This window comes from Rhodococcus sp. G-MC3 (genome assembly GCF_030063335.1).
Taxonomy (GTDB): Bacteria; Actinomycetota; Actinomycetes; order Mycobacteriales; family Mycobacteriaceae; genus Rhodococcoides.
The window spans coordinates 59,777-81,581 of the sequence record NZ_JASISW010000015.1; the positions used below are offsets into that span (position 1 = coordinate 59,777).

The following is a 21,805-nucleotide window of genomic DNA, read 5'->3' on the forward strand; positions in this document are numbered from 1 at the left end:
GTGTTTCACGCAAGGAGGTCCCTCATGGCAGAGGAACCTGATTTCGACACCGAAGTGCAAACCGCATGGAGCCGGTTCGAGCGCAATCTCGCGTCCTACCTCGGCGACATGAGCGACGACGATGTATTGGCAATCTGCACCGGGCGCGAAAAGCCTGGCCGCCGAGACGACCTGACTCTGAACGCCACCAAGATCGGCGGCGTAAGCAAGGCGGAGGCAGTCATCCAGGGTTCACTCCTGCGGGCAATGTCCGATGACGAGTGGATCTTTCTCTTGCACGCGGGATGGACGGGCACTTCCGACGATCCGGCCACGAGCATCGGGAAGGACATCCAGATCGAGGGCGAACCTGATGAGGTCGCTCAGGCAATCACGGTCCTTCTTCGAGAGTTTCGGGGAATCACGCACCCCTCGTTCCTCGCGGCAAGCGCCACAGGAATCTCCCCCACCTCCGTGTTCGACGCGCACTCGGTGCTGGACGGCTGGGGAACGGTCAACGCCCGCACACGTCTGAGCGATGAGGTCGACGCCGCACTCGAGTCGATCACAGGCGCGGCGCCGGTCAAGGACGAAGACGGAGGCATTCCGTTCACCGCCGACGGGCGCACCGCATATCTGAAGGTTCTCGAGAGGGAGCCCGTCGTCGAGGTGTTCTCCGTCTTCTCGGTCCATCCACGCGCTCGATCCGCCGATAAGGTCGTGCACGAATACGACGGGCACTGGCCCGACGTCCGCTTTCAAATCGGCGAAGAACACGTCATCGCATCCGTGCGAGTGGACTGTTCGCCGTTGGTCGAAGAGCATCTCGGTCGCGGATTGGGTATGTTTCTCCGGTTCATCGAGGAGCACGGAGACGCGATGGCGGCGAGTTTGTACGAGGCTGCGGACGGCTTCGCGCTTCCACCCGAGTTCTTGACCATCGTCCATCTCCAGGCCGACACCACGCAACCGCTCACGCCGGAGGACGTCGCGTTGATCTGCAACAACGACCGCGATTCCATTCTGCAGTACCTCGACATCTGCAGCACCGAAGCTCACCTCGACGACCCGGTGTGGAACAACACCGCGCAACTGCTTCGCTCGGCACTCCGGTTCGTCGTACTGACGATGCCTCGCAAAGGCTTGAAAACCTCACCCCCGAACAATGGAAAGTGAACACTCCACGCCTCGACAAAAATCACCGACGCCTACGCCCCACCAACTTGGCCGAGATGGAATTCGCTGCACCGACATTCGCCGTCGGCTATGAAACCAGTGAGTTCACGACAAAACTGCGCGCCCAGGGAATCGCACAAATGGAGAGCCGGCCCTCCGACGACGCGCGCCTCATCGCGGACGCCTGCGTCACGTGGTTCCGCGATAACTGGGGAGCACGGTCCACCGACGAATTGGGTTGCGACTACGGGTTCCCCGACGTGCGTGCGCCGGAGGGTCCGATACTGTTCTGAAAGTTTCTCTGCAGCAGCATGAATGGACCATCGCAACGGTTGGACGGTTACCATGGTCCATTCATGCTGAATTCGGTAACGCGAGGACCACCGTCGTCGATGATGGGGAAACACTCGTTCTTGTCGACCTACGGAGTTTCCATGTTGAAGAAGGCTTTGACCGTACTCGGTGTATCCGCTGCAGGTCTGCTCATGTTCGCCCCATCGGCAGGCGCGCAACCGACCAACGACAACCCTTTTGGTCCATGGGATTACACCGACAAGTTTGTCAGCGCCTTCGATCCCGCTGCCTACGGCAGCCAAGGTGATCGGTCCATCATCATCAGCCCGTTCGGAACGAGCCAGACCATCGAGTGCAACTCGTTCCACGGCCAGAGCTGGTGCAACCAATACGACCCATCAGGCGCCAAGCACGGGCTTACCCTCCTCACGCCCCAGACCGGATCAACCGCCGGGGCGCGACAGGTCTACATCTACAACCCACTCTGATCGCGGAGTTGGGTGTTCCACTAGGCACCCAACTCACCACCGCGACAACAATGCAAACGCTCGGCTCATCGGGTAGTTCTGCCGGCTCCACTCCGGGAGATGAGCTCGACGACCCCCGCCCCGCACCGCTGCCACACTGTTGCTCACTCGCCGCGCGCCCGGCGTCTGTCCCCTTCCGAGAAGCCGGCAGCAGGAGGCGAGCCCAGATCGGTGCCAACCCACAAGAAACGGTTCTCGTAACGCGCACCGGCGCCGAAACGAACCTGTGGGTATGCAGAAGACATCGGCACGCGCCCTGCTCGTAGCAACAGCATCCGTCGGCATTCTGGCCGCAACCACCATGCCGGCGCAGGCCGCTCCAGCCCCGGTCGACGTGCTGGTAGCTGTCGAACAGGCACTTCGTCCGGCCGCCATGCCGATCGGACCCAAGACAGTGGAGTCGGCCCTGATCGCGCTGCGCAAAGCTACCGACGGAACGCCTCGGCACAACTACTTCCCTCGATCCTTCGAGTTGACCGAGGGAAGTGCGCAGCCGTTTTTATACGACAGCGCTGCAGCCGACTGCTTGCCCAGCGGTTTCGAACCCGACGACTACTCGATCGGCGTCGCCGGAGCAATCACCGGCCCCGCAGTGGACACGAGCCTCCCCGTTCCCGTCATTCCGCCCGGCACCGTCAACGTGTTCTTCAGCGCGATGAACACCGCGATGTCGTCGCCGCTGCAAGCCGACAACCTCGAGGTCGCGTGGTTGAACGTCGCTACCGGACAGTCCGGCCGGGCACCGATGTTCCAGGAGCGTCAGGCCGATTACGTTGTCACCCTGTCCAACACGCTCGCAACAGGCCGCGGCACAGTGGTTTTCGTGGTGTTCGGCAGCATCCTGGACAACACGAGCAATGGATTGCCGCCCTGCCAGTTCGCTCCTGCGATCGGGGTTGTGCAGGCCTAGTTCAGGCGCGCGCCAGCAGATACGCCGTGACGCCATCCTTTCGATGCAGGTGGCGCGGGCGTTCTGACGGTAGGCTGAAGTACGCAAACCGGACACTCGAACAGAAGGCTCAACTTCATGGCGATCGACTACAACCGCAAACCGTCGACCCCGGCTGCGCCTGCGGTCAGCCTGAGCAAGGTCACGCTGTCCACGGCGACACCCTCGATCAGTCTCACGAAGTCCGGTGAGAAGCAAGGTTCGATGCGCGTCAACCTGAACTGGTCGACGGGCGCGGCAGCACCCGCGCCGAAGAAGAAGGGCTTTCTGGCGAAGCTCGCGGCCGCGTCGTACGGCTCCGGCGGCGTCGACCTCGATCTCGCTTGCCTGTATGAACTCGCCGACGGGTCCAAGGGCGTCATTCAGGCACTGGGCAACAGCTTCGGGGCGATCGATCGCGCACCGCACATCGCGCTCGACGGTGACGACCGTTCCGGCACTGTGACGGGCGGGGAGAACATGCACATCAACCTCGCGCGCCCCGAACTGTTCAAGCGAATCCTGATCTTCGCAATGATCTACGACGGCGCACCCAACTGGGCTGCCGTCGACGGCGTCGTGACGCTCTTTCCCACGTCAGGACCGCAGGTCGAGGTCAAGCTCGATTCGACAAGCGATTCTGCGCGCATCTGTTCGATCGCGTTGCTGGAGAACACAAAACAGGGTATTACCGTCACTCGTCAGGTGGAGTACATCCAAGGGAGCCAGGCTGACCTCGACAAGAAATACAACTGGGGAATGAAGTGGGCTGCAGGACGAAAGTAGTCCGGCGCGGCATCTAGCCGAGCAGGCGATCGTCGATCGCAGGCTGAGCTTCGGTGACGCTGTAGGCGAGATGGCCGCCGATGACACCGCCGAGACCGGCAGCAGACAAGCCCGCGACGGCAAGACCCTTCGCGAGGCCGTCGGTGCGCGACCGGCGTCGCAAGAACGAAGCGAGAAACAGAGTAACTCCAGCCGCATTCGATCCGGCGTGAATGAGCCCGACGCGTCGTGCTCGCTCTCCCCTTGTAGACCAATCGGCCCAACCGGTTGCAATGGTCGCGGGCGCGGACACGAGTCCGACCCCGATCAACCTCTGCGCGGCTTTCGATTCGCGACCGGCAAGATCGAGAATTACGGCACTTGCCCAGGCGCCGACGGTGACGTTGACGAGAGCCGGATGAATCGGATGGCCGACGAACGATCCGCGCAGGAGCCCTCCCACCGGGTTGCCGTCGAGCACAGATTTGAGCGTCTTGTTGACAGGGCCTGAGACCTTGTCCAGAAATGAAGCGGATTCGAGGCTGTCCAACACACCGGGGAGAGTCATGCCACTCTGCCTACCCACGGCGTAGCTCGGCCAATCACGCTTCCCCTGTGTCGTTAACCCCCTACTGCCCGCACAGTCCTGATTCAGCGGCTGCCCTCCCACTCGCGCACGGCCAGATACTCCTCCACCGTCGCATAGCGCTGGAACGAGATCAGAAACATGACCACGACATGCCCGACGACGAACATCGACACGAAGGTGATCAGGAACGCGGCGATCACCGATCCTGCATATCCGAGGAGACCAGCCGTCGCCCCCGAAGACGCCGATGGCGGCCCGAACAGTCGGTTATCGCTACGGAACGCCGCCGGTTGCCCGTCGGCTCGCTCCTCGGGAGTCCGTGCGATCGAGCGAAATGCGTGGACGAAACTCGACAACACAACAACGCCGACAACACTGAGCAGTAAGACTCGTGTCCACGATTGCGCCTCGGTCACAACGATATACAACAACCAATACACAAACAGCGACATGCATGCAGCCATGAAGAGATAACCACAGGAGATGCCGAACCTGCGCAACCAGTATTCGACATTCCTCGATTGCCACGACGTACCCAACAGCCGAACACGGCGGCCGGATTCTTGTTCGACGATCACAACACTTTCCCCCACTACCAGGCTGCGACATTCGCCCATCGATTTGCTCTGTCTCCTGGTTGGACGCGCTCGAGACCGTTTCGGTTCCATCGCTCTCCACACGCCGATGAGCCCCGCGCACAAGCGCGTGCGTTCGAGCACAGACCGCCCCCAGCGTACGCCGTACGGTAGACTGCCTGAGATGACCACGGCCGAAGCACTGAACACCATTGTCGTACGCGGCGCACGCGAGAACAATCTGCACGACGTCGACCTCGACCTGCCGAAACGGCAGCTCATAGTGTTCGCCGGAGTCTCGGGCTCCGGAAAGTCCTCGCTCGTCTTCGACACCATCGCCGCCGAGGCTCAACGGCAGATCAACTCGACGTTCACGGCATTCGCGCAGACGTTTCTGCCGTCGTACGGCCGCCCGGATGCCGACCTGATCGCGAACCTCTCCGCCGTGGTCATCGTGGATCAGAAGCGATTGTTCGGGAGTCCGAGATCGACGGTCGGCACCATCACCGACATCGGTGATTGGCTGCGCATGCTGTGGTCGCGCGGGGTGAAGCCGTCCATCGGCTACGCGAACGCCTTCTCCTTCAACGATCCCGCGGGCATGTGCCCCGAATGCGAAGGGCTCGGCGAGGCGAAGGTCATCGACATGGACGAACTCGTCGACGAGTCCAAGTCGCTGCGCGAAGGCCCGTTCAAGCATCCCGATTTCGAACCCGGCAAATGGCCGTATCGAGTTTTCGCCGATTCCGGACTGTTCGACCTCGACGTTCCGGTCGAGCAGTACTCCGCCCGTGAACGGCACGTCTTCTTCGATGCCAAGCCGGGCGAGGTCGAGGTCGTGAACACCGACGCCGTCATGAAGAGCTACGAGGGCATCATCTCGCGCTTCCGGCGCAGCTACCTGTCCAAGGATGCCGATGCCATGAAAGGCAGGGGCAAGGCTGCCTTCGACCGGATCGTCACCCGCGGAACCTGCCAGGCGTGCGGCGGTACGCGCTACAACGACACCGTCCGCGGAGCCACACTCGAAGGACTTTCTCTGCCCGACGCTTTCGCCATGCAGGTCTCCGACCTCGCCGAGCGAATCGACGGCTGGAAGATGAAGGAACTCGACGGGCCCCGGCTCGAAATCGTCACTCAATTGCAGAGACTCGTCGACCTCGGGCTGGGTTACTTGAGCCTGGACCGCGCGACGTCGTCGTTGTCCGGCGGCGAATCTCAGCGCATCAAGATGGTCCGCCATCTCGGTGCGACGCTGAACGACATGCTCTACGTGTTCGACGAACCCACCACCGGCTTACACCCTCGCGACGTAAGCCGACTCAACGAGATGCTGCTTGCGCTGCGGGACAAGGGAAATACAGTTCTCGTCGTCGAACACGATCCTGAAGTGATGGCAATTGCCGATCGAATCGTCGAAATCGGCCCCGGCGCAGGCAAAGCAGGTGGAACTGTCGTATTCCAAGGAACCTATGAGGAGTTGCAGGGCGCAGACACCCGCACCGGTAAGGCGCTCAGACGCGACGGGTCGGAACTGCGTACCCCGCGGACGCCCACGGATTTCCTTCATATTGTGGGAGCGAACACCCACAACCTCCGCAATGTCAGCGCGGATATCCCGCTCGGCGTCCTTACCGCGGTCACCGGCGTCGCGGGCAGCGGTAAATCCAGCCTCATCCACGGACACCTTCGTTCCGTCGCACCCGATGCCGTCATCATCGACCAGTCACCCATTCGCGGGTCTCGACGGTCCTCCCCCGCAACCTATTCGGGCTTGCTGGACCCGATCCGCGCGTACTTCGCGAAGAAGACCGGGCAGCCTGCGTCACTGTTCTCCCCGAACTCCGATGGCGCGTGCCCCGACTGCCAAGGCGGCGGGATCATCTTCACCGATCTGGGCTTCACCGATCCCGTCTCTAGTACGTGTGAGACATGCCAGGGCAGGCGATTCCGTCCGGGCGCCATCAAGCATGCTGTCGACGGAGTCAGCATCGCGGACATCTTCGAGATGTCCGTCGAGGATGCTCAGGACTTCTTCGAGGTCAAGAAGATCCGCGATATTCTGCACCGATGCTCGGACGTCGGGCTCGGGTACCTGTCTCTGGGACAGAATCTTTCGTCCCTGTCCGGCGGTGAGCGCCAGCGATTGAAACTCGCTACCGAACTGGTCGGATCGTCGCCCATCCTGGTCCTCGACGAGCCGACAACGGGACTTCACCCGTCCGACGTCGCCAATCTGATCTCCCTGTTGTCGGGCATGGTCGACGAAGGCCGCAGTGTCATCGTCATCGAGCACAACCTCGACGTGGTCGCAGCCGCCGACTGGGTGATCGACCTCGGACCCGACGGCGGCCACAACGGGGGGGAGGTCGTGTTCACCGGGACCGTGGACGAGTTGGTCCGCAAGGACACTCACACCGGGGTGTACCTGGCGAGGAGTACGAAACCCCGATCAGTCCGCTAAACATAGCGATCGTTACCGATTTGTGTCCACAAGGGTAAAACCGCCTTTGATCAGGCTTTGATGGCGGCAACGAAATTACGGTTCGCCAATAGATTGGCTTCGATACTCCGACCGACTGCGCACGGGCGTGTTAGATTTCCGCAAAACCCAATAACGTTCCAAGCGTCGGCAACCATCTGTGAAAAAGTCGCAGAGCAGCTTGCTTTGTCGAGTTGCATGCAGACATTTGCCGAACTGCGACCGGAAGGCCTCGCCTCATGGCACGCTCTGTGCTGCACAATCTGTCGACCACGAAGATCGTCGCAACGTTCGCCGGCGCCACCCTTGCCGCTGCCACTCTCGTGGGGTGCACATCGACCGATACCGGCAGCAGCGAAGACCACCTCCAGTCCCTGCGGGACAAGGGAACAATCGCCGTCGGATTCGCCGGCGAGGCACCGTATTCGTTCGAAGAGAACGGTCAGTTGACCGGCGCTACGGTGGCACTGCATCGCGAAATCTTCGGCAAGTTGGGGATCGAAACCGTCGAGGGCGTCAACGCAGACTTCGGCGCACTGATACCGGGGCTGCAAGCCAATAGATTCGATGTTGTCAGTGCCGGAATGTCGATTCTGCCGCAGCGTTGCGAGCAAGCAGCATTCGGGGATCCTGAATTCAACTACACGACGGCATTGATGGTCCCGACCGGCAATCCTGCACGGCTCAGCGACATGCAATCGGTTGTTGACAGCGGCCTCCGACTGGCCACCATGACCGGAGCCATCGAATCGGACTACGCCGACTCGTTGGGTATCGCATCCACACAGGTGGCGACACCTCAGGACGGGATGGATGCGGTGACGTCGGGGCGCGCTGATGTCTTCGCGCTCACGGCAATCTCACTGAACTGGATGAAGGCCAACAATCCTGCTGCCCCGGTCGACGTGACCGAGTCTTTCGTTGCGGAAATCGACGGCAAGCCGCAGGTCGGCGCAGGCGCAACGGTGTTCCGCACCGACGACACCGAACTGCTCGCGGCCTACAACGAGGAGCTTGCGAAGATCACTTCCGATCCCGCCAAGTATCTGTCCATCGTGGGTGAATTCGGCTTCACAGCAGAAGAATTGCCAGATCCGGCCTTGACCACAGCGCAACTCTGCAAGGGTGACGCCTGATCGCGCGCGACGAAAGACGTTCGTGAACGACAACATCGGTACCTTCCTGGATTCGTGGCCGCGAATTCAGGAAGGAATCACCACAACGATCACTCTGACCGTCGGCGGCGCTGCACTTGCTTTCGCGCTCGCCCTTCTGCTGGGTCTGGCCGCCGGTAACCGCCACATGTATGTCCGGGCGCCCGCGCGAGTGGTCGTAGAATTCTTCCGCGGGACCTCCCTTCTGGTCCAGCTGTTCTGGTTGTTCTACGTACTGCCGCTCTTCGGGTATCAACTCGATGCGACCTTCTGCGCAATTCTTGCCCTCGGGCTCAATTACGGCGCCTACGGTGCCGAAGTTGTGCGCGGCGCGATCACAGCTGTACCGGCACCACAGATCGAAGCCGCACTCGCACTGAACTTCTCATCCTGGCAACGTCTGCGGCGTGTTGTCTTTCCGCAGGCCTGGGTGCAGATGCTCCCGCCCCTGACCAACCTGTTGATCCAACTGCTCAAGGGCAGCGCGCTCGCGGGCTTCGTTCTGTTGCAGGATCTGACCTACCAGATCGAGCAGCTCAGGCGCGGCACCGGGGACACAATCTTCGCATTCGGAATCGGACTCGTTCTGTACTTCGTCATCGCCTACGTGCTGACGCTGTTGATGAACGTCCTCGAAGTACGAGCGAAAGGAAAACTCGGGGCAGGGCCTTCCCTCCGCGAGGTACTGCGATTGCGACCCGAAAATATCGACCAGAATGTGGGTGTCGGCCGATGAGCGTCGACTGGAGCTGGGCACGGGCCTGGGATTCGATCCCCTTCCTCCTCGAAGGTTTCAAGATCACTCTGCTCGCGACCGTGGTGGGATTTCTCGTCGCTGCCGCCCTCGGTCTGGTGATCGCCGTAGTACGCCACGCTGCCCCGAAGATGGTGACCGTGCCGTTGCGAATGGTCACCGAATTCATCAGGCTTACGCCGCTGGTGGTGCAACTGCTGTTCGTGTACTACCTGCTGCCCCAATTTTCCGCACTGCAGATCGGTATAGCAGTGCTCGGCATTCACTACTCGACGTACATGGCCGAGGTATACCGGGCCGGCATCGACGCCGTTCCGCCCGGCCAGTGGGAAGCCGCGCGGGCTCTTTCGCTGCCCGCCACGCGCACCTGGCGCGGCGTGGTACTCCCCCAAGCCATCCGCAAGACCATTCCTGCGCTCGGTAACTACGCGATCTCGATGTTCAAGGACACTCCATTCCTGTTCGCGATCACCGTCGTGGAAATGGTCACCGCTGCTCAGCAATACGGTGCCAAGACGTTCCAGTACCTCGAACCCATCACGATGGCAGGCGTCATCTTCCTGATCGCGAGCTACCCCACGTCGATCGTCATCAGAAAACTGGAGAAGAAACTTGCCTACTGACGGCACGAAACCCATGATCTCGTTCGACAAGGTAGTCAAACAGTTCGGCAGTCACGTTGTGTTGGACCATTTGGACTTTCGCGTCGAACGCGGCGAGCGGGTCGCCCTCATCGGTCCGAGTGGTTCGGGAAAAACAACCATCCTCCGCCTGCTCATGACGATCGAGAAGGTGAACGACGGAGTCATCAGGATCGAGGACGAGCCGCTGAGTCATCAGTACCGAAGCGACAAGCTCGTTCCCGCATCGGAGAAGCACCTGAGGTCGGTGCGCAAAAAGATCGGGATGGTGTTTCAGCAGTTCAACCTGTTCCCGAACATGACCGTTCTCGAGAACATCACCGAAGCGCCGATCCATGTGCTCGGCAAGAGCAAGGCCGAGGCGATAACACGTGCTCGTGAATTACTCCAGACCGTCGGGCTGGCCGACAAGGAGAACAGCCACCCCACCAAGTTGTCCGGTGGCCAACAACAACGCGTCGCGATTGCCCGAGCCCTTGCGATGGATCCGGAGATCCTCTTGCTCGACGAGGTGACGTCGGCGCTCGATCCCGAACTCGTGGCGGATGTGCTGGACGTTCTGCGTACCATCGCCGAAACGACGGACATCACGATGCTCATCGTCACCCACGAAATGGGCTTCGCGCGTGACGTCGCCGACCGCGTACTCGTCTTCGATCAAGGGCGAATCATCGAGGAAGGCCCACCGGAGAGCATCTTCAAGAACCCGACCCAACCCAGAACGCAGGCATTTCTGAAGGCAGTGCTCTCGAACTGATCGAGCAGGTAGGTTCAGCAATCATGAGCCGCGACACAACACCATCCATCGCCCGCGCCGCCTACACGACATTCGAGCCGTTCCACATCACCGCGTATTTCAATCCAGGACTGAAGTCCGCAGGCGAGGACACCGGACTCGACGGCCACGCGTGGTATTTCGCCTCACGCGCCGCGCCATTGGGCCGCACCGCCGCCAGCGTGGTTGCAGCCGCGTTCTACAACTTCAACCCGGCACTCGTCGAGCGTGTCTGGCCTGCTGCACTCGATGCCGGTCTGGACAAGGTGACGGACCGCCGCTGGGCCATGCTCGAATCCTCGTTGGGCGACGCCCTCGGCGACCTTGCCCGGCAGCCCGAACTCCTCACGGTCGCCGATCGTCTGCGAGACATCGGCGATACCGCAGTGTTCGCGGGACGACCACTCGCCGCCGCCTGGCACTCGTCGGAGCGTCCGGAGGTTCCCCACTTGGCGCTGTGGCACTCCATCGCGGTGATCCGGGAATGGCGGGGCGACGGCCACCTCGCGGCGTTGATCGACGCGCAGCTCGATCCCACCGAAGCCGTCGTCTTCCACGAGGCCAACCACCCCGACCCGAAGGCGCGACGCGTGCTCGGCAAGCGCATCACCCAGCTCACCCGGCAGTGGTCGGACGACGAGTGGGACGCCGCTGCAGAACGCTTGGTCACGCGAGACCTGGTCGCTCGCGCCGAGGGCAAGGAGCTGCTCACCGACGCGGGGGTAGCTCTCGACACGCACATCGAATCCCGCACCGACGAACTGTCATCGGCCATCTGGCGCGACGTCCCGGACGCCGAGGACCTGGTCAAGAGCGTTCGGCCCTACGTCAAAGCCGTCATCGACGCGGGGATCCTGCCCGGCACCAAGAAGCGCTGAAGCACACTGCCTGTTCGCCCACGACGAAACCCTCAGGTCCCGGGAATTGAATCCTCCGCACGCACGTTAGTTGAGTCGAACACGCTCAATCTTCCGTAGGAGGAAACGAATGCCGGCTTTCCTGGGACCCGAGGGTCCACGTCGCATCGATATCAGCCGTCTGATGAGCAGGGCCACGCAGTCCCTCCTCGGCGACGCCGCCACGTTCGCATCCGGACGTGGAGATTCAGAGCTCGACACACTGCACGTGCTGCGCACGATGGCCGAGCAGGACCCGACCCGCAGCCTCATGCAGCGAGCGGGAGCACAGCCACAGACCGTCGTCGACGCCGTGGAATTGCGCCTCCCCCAGACCCACACCGCCCCGAGTGGGGCCTCCGCACTGAGCAGCACCCTCAAGACCGCCATTCTCGAGGCCCATCACATCGCCCAAACCTTGGGCTCCACCTACATCGACCCCGAACACCTGTTCCTCGCGTTCGCTGCCGATCAGGAGCACATCGCCGGACGCCTGCTGGCGTCCGAGGGGATCACGCCGGACGGACTACAGACCGCAGTCAAGGGCGGATCGGTCGAACCCGAGTCGAACTCGAAGACACCGACGCTCGACAAATATGGCGTCGATCTCACTCAACGTGCCCGCGAAGGCGGCGTCGACCCAGTGATCGGCCGCAGCGACGAAATCCAGCAGACCATCGAGATTCTGTCCCGCCGCACCAAGAACAATCCAGTTCTCGTCGGTGAAGCAGGCGTCGGGAAGACTGCTGTCGTCGAAGGTCTTGCGCAACGCATCGTCGACGGCGACGTCCCGGATCGTCTGACGGGCAAGCGAATCGTTCAACTGGACCTGTCGTCGATGGTCGCGGGAACGCGGTACCGCGGCGACTTCGAAGAGCGCCTGACCAACGTGATCGACGAGATCGTCGCACACAAGGACGAACTCATCGTCTTCATCGACGAGGTCCACACCATCGCCGGTGCGGGCGGCGGAGCAGAGGGTGCGATGGATGCCGGAAACATCCTCAAGCCCAAGCTTGCTCGCGGAGAACTGCACATTGTCGGCGCAACCACACTCGACGAATACCGCAAGAACATCGAGAAAGACCCTGCTCTCGAACGTCGGTTCCAGCCGGTCACCGTGCCCGAACCGAGCGTGCCCGACGCCATCGCGATCCTCACCGGCCTGCGAAGCCGCTACGAGGAACATCATGGCGTTCGGTACACCGACGAGGCGATCACTGCGGCCGTCGAGCTGTCCGACCGCTACATCGGCGACCGTTTTCTGCCGGACAAAGCGATCGACCTCATCGACCAGGCGGGCGCACGCGCGCAGCTGAGCCAGCCGGGCGTGGACGTCGAAGGCATCGAAAAGCAGCTTGCTGCACTCGATGTCGAGAAGGAACGGGCGATCAACGACGAGAATTACGAGCGCGCATCACAACTTCGCGACGAGGCTACGACGCTGCAGGGGCGCCTGAACGGGACCTCTTCGGCAACGCTGGAGGTGTCCGCCGAGGACATCGCCGACGTCGTCTCTCGCGCGACGGGCATCCCCGCCAGCCAGATGACGCAGGAGGAAAAGGAACGTCTGCGGCTTCTGGAGTCGGAGTTACACCAGCGCGTCGTTGGCCAGGACGAGGCAGTGAAGGCCATCGCCCGAGCTGTGCGTCGTAGTCGGACCGGAATGAACGACCCGGACCGTCCCGTCGGTAGTTTCCTGTTCCTCGGGCCTACCGGTGTCGGCAAGACCGAGCTTGCAAAAGCCTTGGCTGCATCACTTTTCGGCGACGAGAAAAAGATGGTTCGCCTCGACATGAGCGAATTCGGTGAACGCCACACCGTGAGCAGGCTCGTCGGAGCACCTCCCGGATACGTCGGTTACGGCGAGGCGGGTCAGCTCACCGAGCAGGTCAGGCGCAACCCGTACTCGGTGATTCTGCTCGACGAAATCGAGAAGGCACACCCCGATGTCTTCGACACGCTACTTCAGGTGCTCGACGACGGCAGACTGACCGACGGACAGGGCCGAACCGTCAATTTCCGGAACACCGTGGTGATCATGACGAGCAACCTGGGCTCGGACATCATCTCGAGCAAGTCCGGTGGCTTGGGCTTCACGACGGGTACTGCCGACGAGAAGCCCTTGCGCGATCGGGTGATGGGTCGGCTACGCGAAGCGATGCGGCCGGAGTTCCTCAACCGCATCGACGAGATCGTGGTGTTCCGCAAGCTCGATACCGAACAGCTGCATTCCATCACCGATCTCATGCTCCAGGAAAGTCGAGAACGTCTGGCGGCGAAGGGCATCGAGATCACGTTCAGCGAATCGGCGGTCGACTGGCTCGCGTCCAACGGACATCAGCCCGAGTTCGGTGCTCGCCCACTGCGTCGATCGATCCAGCGGGCACTCGACGATCGCATCGCCGACCTGCTGCTCGACGACATCCTCACCGAGGGTGGCACGGTGTCGGTCGATGTTGCCGACGACGAGTTGGCGCTGAGCGTCGGCTGAGCGCTCCCCGTGCGCGTTTAGTGACCCTAGCGGGTCACTAAACGCGCACGGGGCCTTGCCATTTCTATCGTCCATTGCACTCTCTCGAATCACGGTGATCGCAACTGTGTTCGTCACGCGTTTTCATCCGTACGTTTCAGCGGAACCCCACGGCAATGCCGCCATGGTCCCGATGAAGCACCGGAGGAACCGAAGTCGATGCATCCGAAACCGATTCACACCAGAGTTGTAGCTCTGATCACCACCCTGGTTGCATGCACGGCGGTGCTGACGGCCTGCGCAGGTTCCTCGGATGCCGAGAAGACCGCCGACGGTGCAACGGTGTTCCGCTATCAGGGCTCGGCGAGTCAGGTGACCTTCCCTGAACTGGCGGACGACCTCGGCTATTTCGACAAAGTGGCACTCGACTGGGTAGGCGACACCACCAGCGGACCGCAGGACATACAGTCCGCAGCAACAGGCGACACCGACTTCGGCGGCGCATTCAACGGAGCCATCGTCAAGCTGGCCGCCGCGAAGTCCCCGATACAATCGGTCGTCTCGTACTACGGCGCCGACAAGGAGACCTTCAACGGCTTCTACGTGCTCGAAGACAGCCCGATACGCACTGCGCGAGATCTCATCGGCAAGAAAGTCGCGATGAACACGCTCGGCGCGCATGCGGAATTCATCATCAGAGAATGGTTGGCGCAGCAGGGACTGTCGAAAGACGAGATCGCGCAGGTCGAATTGACCGTCGTACCCCCGGTCAACACTGAACAAGCGCTACGCCAGGGACAGATCGATGTCGGAACACTCGGTTCCGTCTTCCGGCAGACTGCCACCGAACGCGGTGGCCTTCGCGAGCTCTTCACCGACGAATCCCTGTACGGCACATTCTCGTACGGTACCTACGTGCTGCGGAAAGACTTCATCGAGAAGAACAAGGACGCCGTCGCGGACTTCGTTCAAGGCGTTGCACGTGCCATCCGGTGGACGCAGACCGTCCCCCGCGAGGAGGTCATTGCCAAATACAAGAGCATCATCGCAGCCCGAGGTCGCAACGAAAACCCTGACCTCGTCGACTACTGGAAAAGCTCGTCCGTAGCTCCCGGCGGAGTCATCGCGGACCGGGAGTTCGAGATCTGGATCGACTGGTTGAAGCGAAACGAGAATCTCGCCGACGGCATCACGCCGGGAGACATCTACACCAACGAGTTCAACCCATACGCCAACGGCACGTACCCGGAAGACAGCGACTCCAACGGACTTGCGCTGCAGGTGGCGAAATGACCATCAGCACACCGAAGCTGACCCTCGATGGTGTCACGAAGGAATTCACAGTACGCGGAGAGCAGGAGACGTTCACCGCCGTCGAGAGCATCGACCTCGAAGTGGCGGCCGGGGAATTCCTCGTACTCGTAGGACCGAGCGGCTGCGGCAAGTCCACGTTGCTCGACCTACTCGGGGGCCTGACCGAGCCAACGGCCGGCAGGATTCTGCTCGACGGACGGCCGATCAACGGCCCAGGGTTGGACAGAGGGATCGTGTTTCAGCAGTACGCACTGCTGCCGTGGCGAACTGCGCGCCGCAATATCGAATTCGGCCTCGAAGCCAAGGGCTTACCGAAAAAGGTGCGGCGTGAGATCGCGCAACGCTATCTCGAACTCGTCGGACTCGAAGCATTTGCCGACCGATATCCACACGAGCTCTCCGGCGGGATGAAACAACGCGTTGCCATCGCCCGCAGCCTGGCGTTCGACCCCGAAGTACTCCTGATGGACGAGCCGTTCGCGGCCTTGGACGCTCAGACCCGCGAATCACTCCAGGACGAACTGCTGCGCATCTGGAAGGCCACCGGTAAGACCATTGTGTTCATCACCCATGGCATCGACGAAGCGATCTATCTGGGGCAACGTGTCGCGGTCTTGACCTCACGCCCCGGACGCATCAAAACAATCGTCGACGTCAACATCGACCGCGCTGTCCAAGATGTGCGATCCGACGTCCAGTTCCGCTCACTGCGTCACCATGTGTGGTCGCTGCTCCAGGGCGAAGTGGAACGAGCGCAGTCGACCGAACTCGAAGCGGCAGGAGCATCTCATGGTTGATCTACAGGTACGGCCACAGGTCCGAGTCGATACATCGCCGTCACGGAGCAAGCGCGGGCTGTCGGTGAGCTGGCGAATAATCAAGCCGCTCATCGCGATCGCCCTGTTCCTCGGCATCTGGGAACTCGCACCGCGACTGGGACTCGTCGACGAAGTCTTCCTGCCTCCATTTTCGGTTGTCAGCGAGGCTTTCGTAGAACTGATAGTCAACGGTCAGCTATGGGAACACCTGGCTGCCAGCTTGTCCCGAGCTCTCACCGGGTTCAGCATTGCCATCGTGATCGCGATACCGCTGGGGGTCGCAATCGGCTGGTACAAACCCGTCGCCGAGTTTCTCGGACCAATCCTCGAACTGTTCCGCAACACCGCAGCTCTCGCCCTCCTGCCGGTCTTCATTCTGATCCTGGGCATCGGTGAGACGTCCAAGATCGCACTCGTTCTGTACGCCAGCGCATTTCCGATTCTGCTCAATACAATCTCGGGTGTGCGCACAGTCGATCCGCTCCTCGTCAAATCTGCCCGCTCACTCGGGCTTCCCGCATTGAAGTTGTTCCAGAAGGTGGTTCTGCCTGCTGCGGTGCCGACGATCTTCACGGGCATCCGGATGGCGGCCGCGTCATCGATTCTCGTATTGATCGCCGCCGAGATGGTCGGAGCCAAAGCAGGACTCGGCTACCTCATCACCGCGTCGCAATTGAACTTTCAGATCCCGAACATGTACGCGGGCATCATCGCGATTTCACTCGTCGGACTTACCTTCAACGGTGTCATCGTCGCTGTCGAACGTCGGTTCTCACGTTGGCGTCCACAGAACTAGGAGAGCACATGACCCGAAAGCAACTGCACCTCAACGCATTCTTGATGGGCGTAGGACATCACGAGGCCGCGTGGAGGCATCCACGCACGGACGCAACCCGCGTGCTCGACGTGGCCCACTTCCAGGGGCTCGCGCAACTGGCCGAGCGAGGGAAACTCGATTCGGTCTTCTTCGCGGACACCCTGGCGACGGGGCCACGGATCCGCAACAATGCGCCCGCGATCTTCGAACCCATCACCTTGCTCACCGCGATGGCCGCCGTGACCAGCCGCGTCGGATTGATCGCCACAGCATCCACGGGCTACAACGAACCATTCAATCTCGCCAGGAAATTCACTTCGCTCGACCACATCAGCGGCGGGCGCGCTGGGTGGAACATCGTCACCTCCGGGGGCGTGGACGAGGCCGCGAACTTCGGCTACGACGAGGTTCCCGATCATGCCGGACGCTATGACCGCGCCGCAGAATTCGTCGACATCACCACTGCGTTGTGGACAAGCTGGGACGAGGACGCTCTGGTTCTCGACGAGGGTTCGGGCGTCTTCGCCGACAGCGACAAGGTCCATGCAATCGACCATCGAGGACCTCGATTCTCGGTACGTGGACCACTGAACTCGCCACGATCGGTGCAGGGCCGCCCACTGCTGGTGCAGGCCGGATCCTCGGAGAGTGGGCAGGCATTTGCAGCGCGGTACGCCGAAGCTGTGTTCACCGCGCAGCGCACCCTCGCCGAAGGGCAGCACTTCTACCAAACGTTGAAGTCGCGCCTGGCGGAGTTCGGCAGGGCACCGGACGAGCTCAAAGTATTACCCGGCATCGTGCCGTATCTGGCATCGACCGAGGCCGAAGCGATCGCCCTCGAAAGAGAATTCACGGATCTTATTTCTCCGGAGTATTCACTGCGACAGCTGTCGTGGATGCTCGGCACCGACCTGACCGCTCACTCGTTGGATTCACCGCTACCGCCGTTACCTCCCATCGAGCAGATTCGAGGTAACAAAAGCCGGTATCAGCTGGTGAAAAACCTCGCCGAGACCGAGGACCTGACCGTGCGGCAGCTGATCGGTTTGCTCGGCGGCGGACGCGGGCACCGCACGTTCGCCGGAACGCCCGAGCAACTCGCCGACGAACTCGAGCTGTGGTTCGACGGCGGCGCAGCCGACGGATTCAACATCATGCCGCCCTATCTACCTGGCGGCCTGGACATCTTCGTCGACCATGTCGTGCCCATCCTTCAACAGCGCGGACTGTTCCGAACCGAATACACCGAAACCACGCTGCGCGGCCACTACGGCCTCGAGTCCCTTCCATCCACTATCACTGCTCCGAGAGGTTGACCATGTCGACATCCTTCGCCACCCAGCAGTTCACGACGACCAAGCTCGGCCAGCACATCGGCGCGCGCATCGACGGTGTCAGCCTCGGCGGCCGACTCGACTCCGCCGTCGTGGAACAGATCCGCGCGGCGCTGCACGAACACAAGGTCATCTTCTTCCGGGGCCAGCACCACCTCGACGACGATGCCCAGTACTCGTTCGCCGAGCTACTCGGCACTCCGACGACGCCCCACCCCACGGTCACCTCCCGCGGTGTGAAGACGCTCGCCATCGACTCCGAGTACGGCAAGGCCAACAGCTGGCACTCCGATGTCACGTTCGTCGACCGCATCCCGAAAGCATCGATCCTGCGTGCCGTTGCATTGCCTGCCTACGGCGGGACCACCGTGTGGGCGTCGTCGACGGCGGCGTACAACTCGCTCCCCGAGTCGCTGAAGGCGCTCGTCGAGAAGCTGTGGGCAGTACACACGAACGTCTACGACTATGCAGCGACGTCCGCCGAACGCATTGCCGACGACAAGACTGCCGAGTACCGCAAAGAGTTTCAGTCCACCTACTTCGAGACCGAACATCCGGTCGTTCGAATTCACCCGGTCACAGGTGAGAAGACACTGGTACTCGGACACTTCATCAAGAACTTCGTGGGCTTGTCATCGCAGGAATCAACCACGCTCTTCACCTTGCTGCAGGATCGAGTCACCAAGCTGGAAAACACTACTCGGTGGTCCTGGCAACTTGGAGACGTTGCCATCTGGGACAACCGTGCCACCCAGCACTACGCCGTCGCGGATTACGGCGATCAACATCGGCGCTTGGAGCGCATCACCCTGGCAGGAGATATTCCCGTCAGCGTCGACGGCGCCGCGAGCCGCTCGATCGCAGGCGATGCTTCGGGGTACTCGGTGATCGACCCGGGCTGAGTCAAAGCTCGGTCCATCGGGGGATACTGTGGCGATGATCCTCGAACACGCTCTGCTCGATGTCACCCCGGACCGCGCTACGGAGTTCGAAACGGCGTTCGCGGAGGCGTCGACGATTATCTCGTCGATGCCCGGGTTCCTGAGCGTGCGGCTCTCGCGTGGGATCGAGAATCCACATTCGTACTTGCTACTGGTCGAGTGGGAGACCCTAGAGGACCACACGCAGGGGTTCCGGCAGTCCAGCGAGTACCTGCAGTGGAAGGCGTTGCTGCACCACTTTTACGATCCATTTCCGGTTGTCGAACATTTCACGCCCGTACTTCAGTCGTGAGAGCTACCTTCGAAGGCAACCCCTCAGAAGGAGAAGTTCGTGCCCAACGCATCGTCGTACGTATCGAAGCAGGACAGCCTCGAGATCAACCTGACCAGCTGGCCCACGCCGGTGGCTCCCGCTCGTGGCGTCGTCCAGATCGCACACGGCCTCGCCGAGCACGGCAGTCGATACGCCCGCTTCGCCCGCGCGCTCAACGATGCCGGATTCCATGTCGTCGCCTCCGACCACCGCGGTCACGGTGAGTCGATCACCGTGACCCCGGGAGATTTGGGCCCGAGCGGTTTCGCCGCCTTGTGGGCCGACATCGAACAGCTCGGCGAGGCACTGCTCTCGGACTACCCGGATCTGCCACTGTTCCTGTTCGCCCACTCGATGGGTTCGTTTGCGGCCCAGCATGTCCTGATCGAACGATCCGATCTTTACGGAGGCGTCGTCCTGTCGGGGTCGACCGCGATCGACGTGACCGCAGCAGCGATGGCTGATTCTCCGGCCGCTGATCTCAGCGTGTTCAACAGTGCTTTCGAGAACCGCACCGGCTACGAATGGCTCTCGCGAGACGAGACCGAGGTCGACGCCTACGTCGCCAATCCGCTGTGTGGTTTCGACCTACCGCAGGCCACCGTTCCCGCACTCTTCGCCGAGGCCGACAAGCTCGCCGACCCCCACAAGCTCGGTGAGATTCGTTCCGACCTTCCTCTGCTGTTGGCGTCGGGCTCCGACGATCCCCTTGCCGGAGGCGGTCAACTCATCGAACTTCTCGCATCCCGCTACCGCGAGGCAGGGCTGAGCGACGTCACCGTTCACATCTACCCGGGCGCCCGCCACGAAATCCTCAACGAGACCAATCGCGACGAGGTCACCGCGGACATCGTCGGTTGGCTGACCGAACACGCTGGACGGGGCTAGAGTCGTCGGAGATTCACCGGCTGCCCGTCCTCAGGGAAGGGAAGCGACGTGAAGTTCAGCGGTGCAACGTAATCGGGGTCGACCGTCCAATCGAAGTCCAACAACACGTGATGCATGATCGTCTTGATCTCGGCGCCCGCGAAGAACATCCCGATGCACTTGTGGACACCGCCCCCGAACGGCTCCCACGCATAACGATGAATCTTGTCCTCGCGGCGATCTGCAGCGAACCGTCCAGGATCGAATGTTTCCGGATTCGGCCAGTACTGAGACATGTGGTGTGTGAAGTGCGGAGCAACTGAGGCGTACGTCCCCGCGGGGACGTACTTTCCTTGCACCTCGGTATCTTTCACCGCGCGCCGAGCCACCACCGGTGTCGGTGACACCAGCCGCAAGCACTCTTTCATCACCAGATCGAGGTTGCCGAGTTCGTCCAACTGGTCGAGAGTCGGAGATCGCGTACCCAGCGCGCGCGACTCGGCTCGGCACCTTTCCCGCCACTGCGGGTGTTGGCCGAGATACTGCATCATCGTCGACAGTGTGATCGTCGAGGTGTCGTGAGCAGCCATGAGCAAAAAGATCATGTGGTCGATCACTTCATCGTCGGTGAAGCGTTGCCCGGTATCGGATTCGATGTGGCACAGCACTGAGAAGAGATCGTCGGTTTCGGTGGCGCGCCGCGCCGGGAGGTAGCGCCGGAAAAACTTCTCGAGAACACCCCTGGCATCCAGGCCGCGTTTCCAGCGCGTCCCCGGCAGGCGGTACCGGACGATCGACGTCGCCGCCTGGACGCAGGCAACGAAACTGGCGTTGATTCCTTCGATCTCCGCGTCGGTACTCCCCTCGGCGCCGCCCATGAAAATACTGGTCGCAACATCGAGCGTGAGCGCTTTCAACGCCGGGTACACACAGAATTTCTCGCCGGCCACCCACGCGTCGAGACCCGCCGAGACAACCGGATTCAACGACTCCACCGACTTGCACAGCCGGTCACGAGTGAAGGCCTGCTGCATGATTCGGCGATGACGCAGGTGCTCATCGGAGTCAAGCAGCATGAGACCGCCATGAAAGAACGGACCGATCAGTAGCGACCACCCGTCGCTGTTGACGAATGCCTTGTCCTTGTTCTGCAGAACCTCTTGGCATGCGTCTGGACCGAGCACCGTGATCCAACGCTGTCCCGCCATGGTCAACCACGACACGTCGCCGTAGGTGTCCCAGCGACTCCGGAACAATGTGAGCGGATCCCGGATGTACTCGAGCGTGTGCCCGACGAGCGGCAGCCCTCCGTCTCCCGACACCGGTTCGAGTAGCGAACCGGCAGGTGGAGCAGCAAGAATTCTCGCCATCACGAACCTCCATTCATCTGACA

Annotated in this window: 22 protein-coding genes; 19 read left to right on the forward strand and 3 right to left on the reverse strand. The window is 61.6% G+C overall.

The window, feature by feature from the left end; translation table 11 throughout:
- The first annotated feature begins 24 nt into the window (after positions 1–24).
- The 5 genes from QMK17_RS17200 to QMK17_RS17220 all read left to right on the forward strand — a co-directional run bounded on the left by QMK17_RS17200 (position 25) and on the right by QMK17_RS17220 (position 3,690).
- Positions 25–1,155 (forward strand): T3SS (YopN, CesT) and YbjN peptide-binding chaperone 1, encoded by a 1,131-nt coding sequence (locus QMK17_RS17200; protein ID WP_283510502.1) that lies wholly within the window; start codon positions 25–27, stop codon positions 1,153–1,155.
- Positions 1,152–1,448 (forward strand): hypothetical protein, encoded by a 297-nt coding sequence (locus QMK17_RS17205; protein ID WP_283510569.1) that lies wholly within the window; start codon positions 1,152–1,154, stop codon positions 1,446–1,448. Before QMK17_RS17200 ends, QMK17_RS17205 begins: the two co-directional genes overlap by 4 nt.
- A 63-nt stretch (positions 1,449–1,511) precedes the next feature.
- On the forward strand, positions 1,512–1,937 hold the full coding sequence (locus QMK17_RS17210; RefSeq protein ID WP_283510503.1) for a hypothetical protein: 426 nt from the start codon (positions 1,512–1,514) through the stop codon (positions 1,935–1,937).
- 271 nt (positions 1,938–2,208) lie between these two features.
- Positions 2,209–2,886 carry an Rv1157c family protein gene (locus QMK17_RS17215; protein WP_442972785.1) on the forward strand — a complete coding sequence of 226 codons (678 nt, stop codon included), beginning with the start codon at positions 2,209–2,211 and terminating at the stop codon, positions 2,884–2,886.
- Positions 2,887–3,003: 117 nt separating this feature from the next.
- Positions 3,004–3,690, forward strand: a complete 687-nt coding sequence (locus QMK17_RS17220; protein WP_283510504.1) for a TerD family protein — start codon at positions 3,004–3,006, stop codon at positions 3,688–3,690.
- Between the two features lie 13 nt (positions 3,691–3,703).
- On the opposite strand, the gene QMK17_RS17225 is transcribed toward QMK17_RS17220, so the two are convergent.
- Positions 3,704–4,237 carry a DUF2231 domain-containing protein gene (locus QMK17_RS17225; RefSeq protein WP_283510505.1) on the reverse strand — a complete coding sequence of 178 codons (534 nt, stop codon included), beginning with the start codon at positions 4,235–4,237 and terminating at the stop codon, positions 3,704–3,706.
- 83 nt (positions 4,238–4,320) lie between these two features.
- Positions 4,321–4,710, reverse strand: coding sequence for a hypothetical protein (locus tag QMK17_RS17230; protein ID WP_283510506.1), 390 nt, complete (start codon positions 4,708–4,710; stop codon positions 4,321–4,323).
- Positions 4,711–5,017: 307 nt separating this feature from the next.
- Between QMK17_RS17230 and QMK17_RS17235 the strand changes: the two genes are divergently transcribed.
- From QMK17_RS17235 to QMK17_RS17300, 14 genes are all read left to right on the forward strand, one after another.
- The gene (locus tag QMK17_RS17235) at positions 5,018–7,297 is read left to right on the forward strand and encodes an excinuclease ABC subunit UvrA (RefSeq protein ID WP_283510507.1); all 2,280 of its coding nucleotides are present in this window, start codon (positions 5,018–5,020) and stop codon (positions 7,295–7,297) included.
- Between the two features lie 257 nt (positions 7,298–7,554).
- Positions 7,555–8,451, forward strand: coding sequence for a transporter substrate-binding domain-containing protein (locus QMK17_RS17240; RefSeq protein ID WP_283510508.1), 897 nt, complete (start codon positions 7,555–7,557; stop codon positions 8,449–8,451).
- A 22-nt stretch (positions 8,452–8,473) separates the two neighbouring features.
- Positions 8,474–9,205, forward strand: coding sequence for an ectoine/hydroxyectoine ABC transporter permease subunit EhuC (gene ehuC, locus QMK17_RS17245; protein ID WP_283510561.1), 732 nt, complete (start codon positions 8,474–8,476; stop codon positions 9,203–9,205).
- Entirely contained in the window at positions 9,202–9,846 is a 645-nt protein-coding gene (ehuD, locus tag QMK17_RS17250; RefSeq protein ID WP_283510509.1) for an ectoine/hydroxyectoine ABC transporter permease subunit EhuD, read from the forward strand. The genes ehuC and ehuD overlap by 4 nt, the downstream gene beginning before the upstream one ends.
- 13 nt (positions 9,847–9,859) lie before the next feature.
- Positions 9,860–10,621, forward strand: coding sequence for an ectoine/hydroxyectoine ABC transporter ATP-binding protein EhuA (gene ehuA / locus QMK17_RS17255; protein ID WP_283510510.1), 762 nt, complete (start codon positions 9,860–9,862; stop codon positions 10,619–10,621).
- Between the two features lie 23 nt (positions 10,622–10,644).
- Complete coding sequence (locus QMK17_RS17260) at positions 10,645–11,517, forward strand: SCO6745 family protein (protein WP_283510511.1); 873 nt, start codon at positions 10,645–10,647, stop codon at positions 11,515–11,517.
- Positions 11,518–11,626: 109 nt separating this feature from the next.
- The gene (locus QMK17_RS17265) at positions 11,627–14,029 is read left to right on the forward strand and encodes an ATP-dependent Clp protease ATP-binding subunit (RefSeq protein WP_283510512.1); all 2,403 of its coding nucleotides are present in this window, start codon (positions 11,627–11,629) and stop codon (positions 14,027–14,029) included.
- Between the two features lie 198 nt (positions 14,030–14,227).
- Positions 14,228–15,301 carry an ABC transporter substrate-binding protein gene (locus tag QMK17_RS17270; protein ID WP_283510513.1) on the forward strand — a complete coding sequence of 358 codons (1,074 nt, stop codon included), beginning with the start codon at positions 14,228–14,230 and terminating at the stop codon, positions 15,299–15,301.
- A complete protein-coding gene (locus tag QMK17_RS17275) occupies positions 15,298–16,119 on the forward strand; it encodes an ABC transporter ATP-binding protein (protein WP_283510514.1) in 822 nt (273 codons plus the stop codon). The genes QMK17_RS17270 and QMK17_RS17275 overlap by 4 nt, the downstream gene beginning before the upstream one ends.
- The gene (locus QMK17_RS17280; protein ID WP_283510515.1) at positions 16,112–16,936 is read left to right on the forward strand and encodes an ABC transporter permease; all 825 of its coding nucleotides are present in this window, start codon (positions 16,112–16,114) and stop codon (positions 16,934–16,936) included. The genes QMK17_RS17275 and QMK17_RS17280 overlap by 8 nt, the downstream gene beginning before the upstream one ends.
- An 8-nt stretch (positions 16,937–16,944) precedes the next feature.
- Entirely contained in the window at positions 16,945–18,273 is a 1,329-nt protein-coding gene (locus tag QMK17_RS17285) for an LLM class flavin-dependent oxidoreductase (protein WP_283510516.1), read from the forward strand.
- A gap of 2 nt (positions 18,274–18,275) precedes the next feature.
- Positions 18,276–19,193 carry a TauD/TfdA dioxygenase family protein gene (locus QMK17_RS17290; RefSeq protein WP_283510517.1) on the forward strand — a complete coding sequence of 306 codons (918 nt, stop codon included), beginning with the start codon at positions 18,276–18,278 and terminating at the stop codon, positions 19,191–19,193.
- Positions 19,194–19,227: 34 nt separating this feature from the next.
- Complete coding sequence (locus QMK17_RS17295) at positions 19,228–19,524, forward strand: antibiotic biosynthesis monooxygenase family protein (protein WP_283510518.1); 297 nt, start codon at positions 19,228–19,230, stop codon at positions 19,522–19,524.
- A 39-nt stretch (positions 19,525–19,563) separates the two neighbouring features.
- Positions 19,564–20,433, forward strand: a complete 870-nt coding sequence (locus QMK17_RS17300; RefSeq protein ID WP_283510519.1) for an alpha/beta hydrolase — start codon at positions 19,564–19,566, stop codon at positions 20,431–20,433.
- On the opposite strand, the gene QMK17_RS17305 is transcribed toward QMK17_RS17300, so the two are convergent.
- Positions 20,430–21,782 (reverse strand): cytochrome P450, encoded by a 1,353-nt coding sequence (locus QMK17_RS17305; RefSeq protein WP_283510520.1) that lies wholly within the window; start codon positions 21,780–21,782, stop codon positions 20,430–20,432. The genes QMK17_RS17300 and QMK17_RS17305 overlap by 4 nt on opposite strands.
- Positions 21,783–21,805 lie beyond the last annotated feature (23 nt).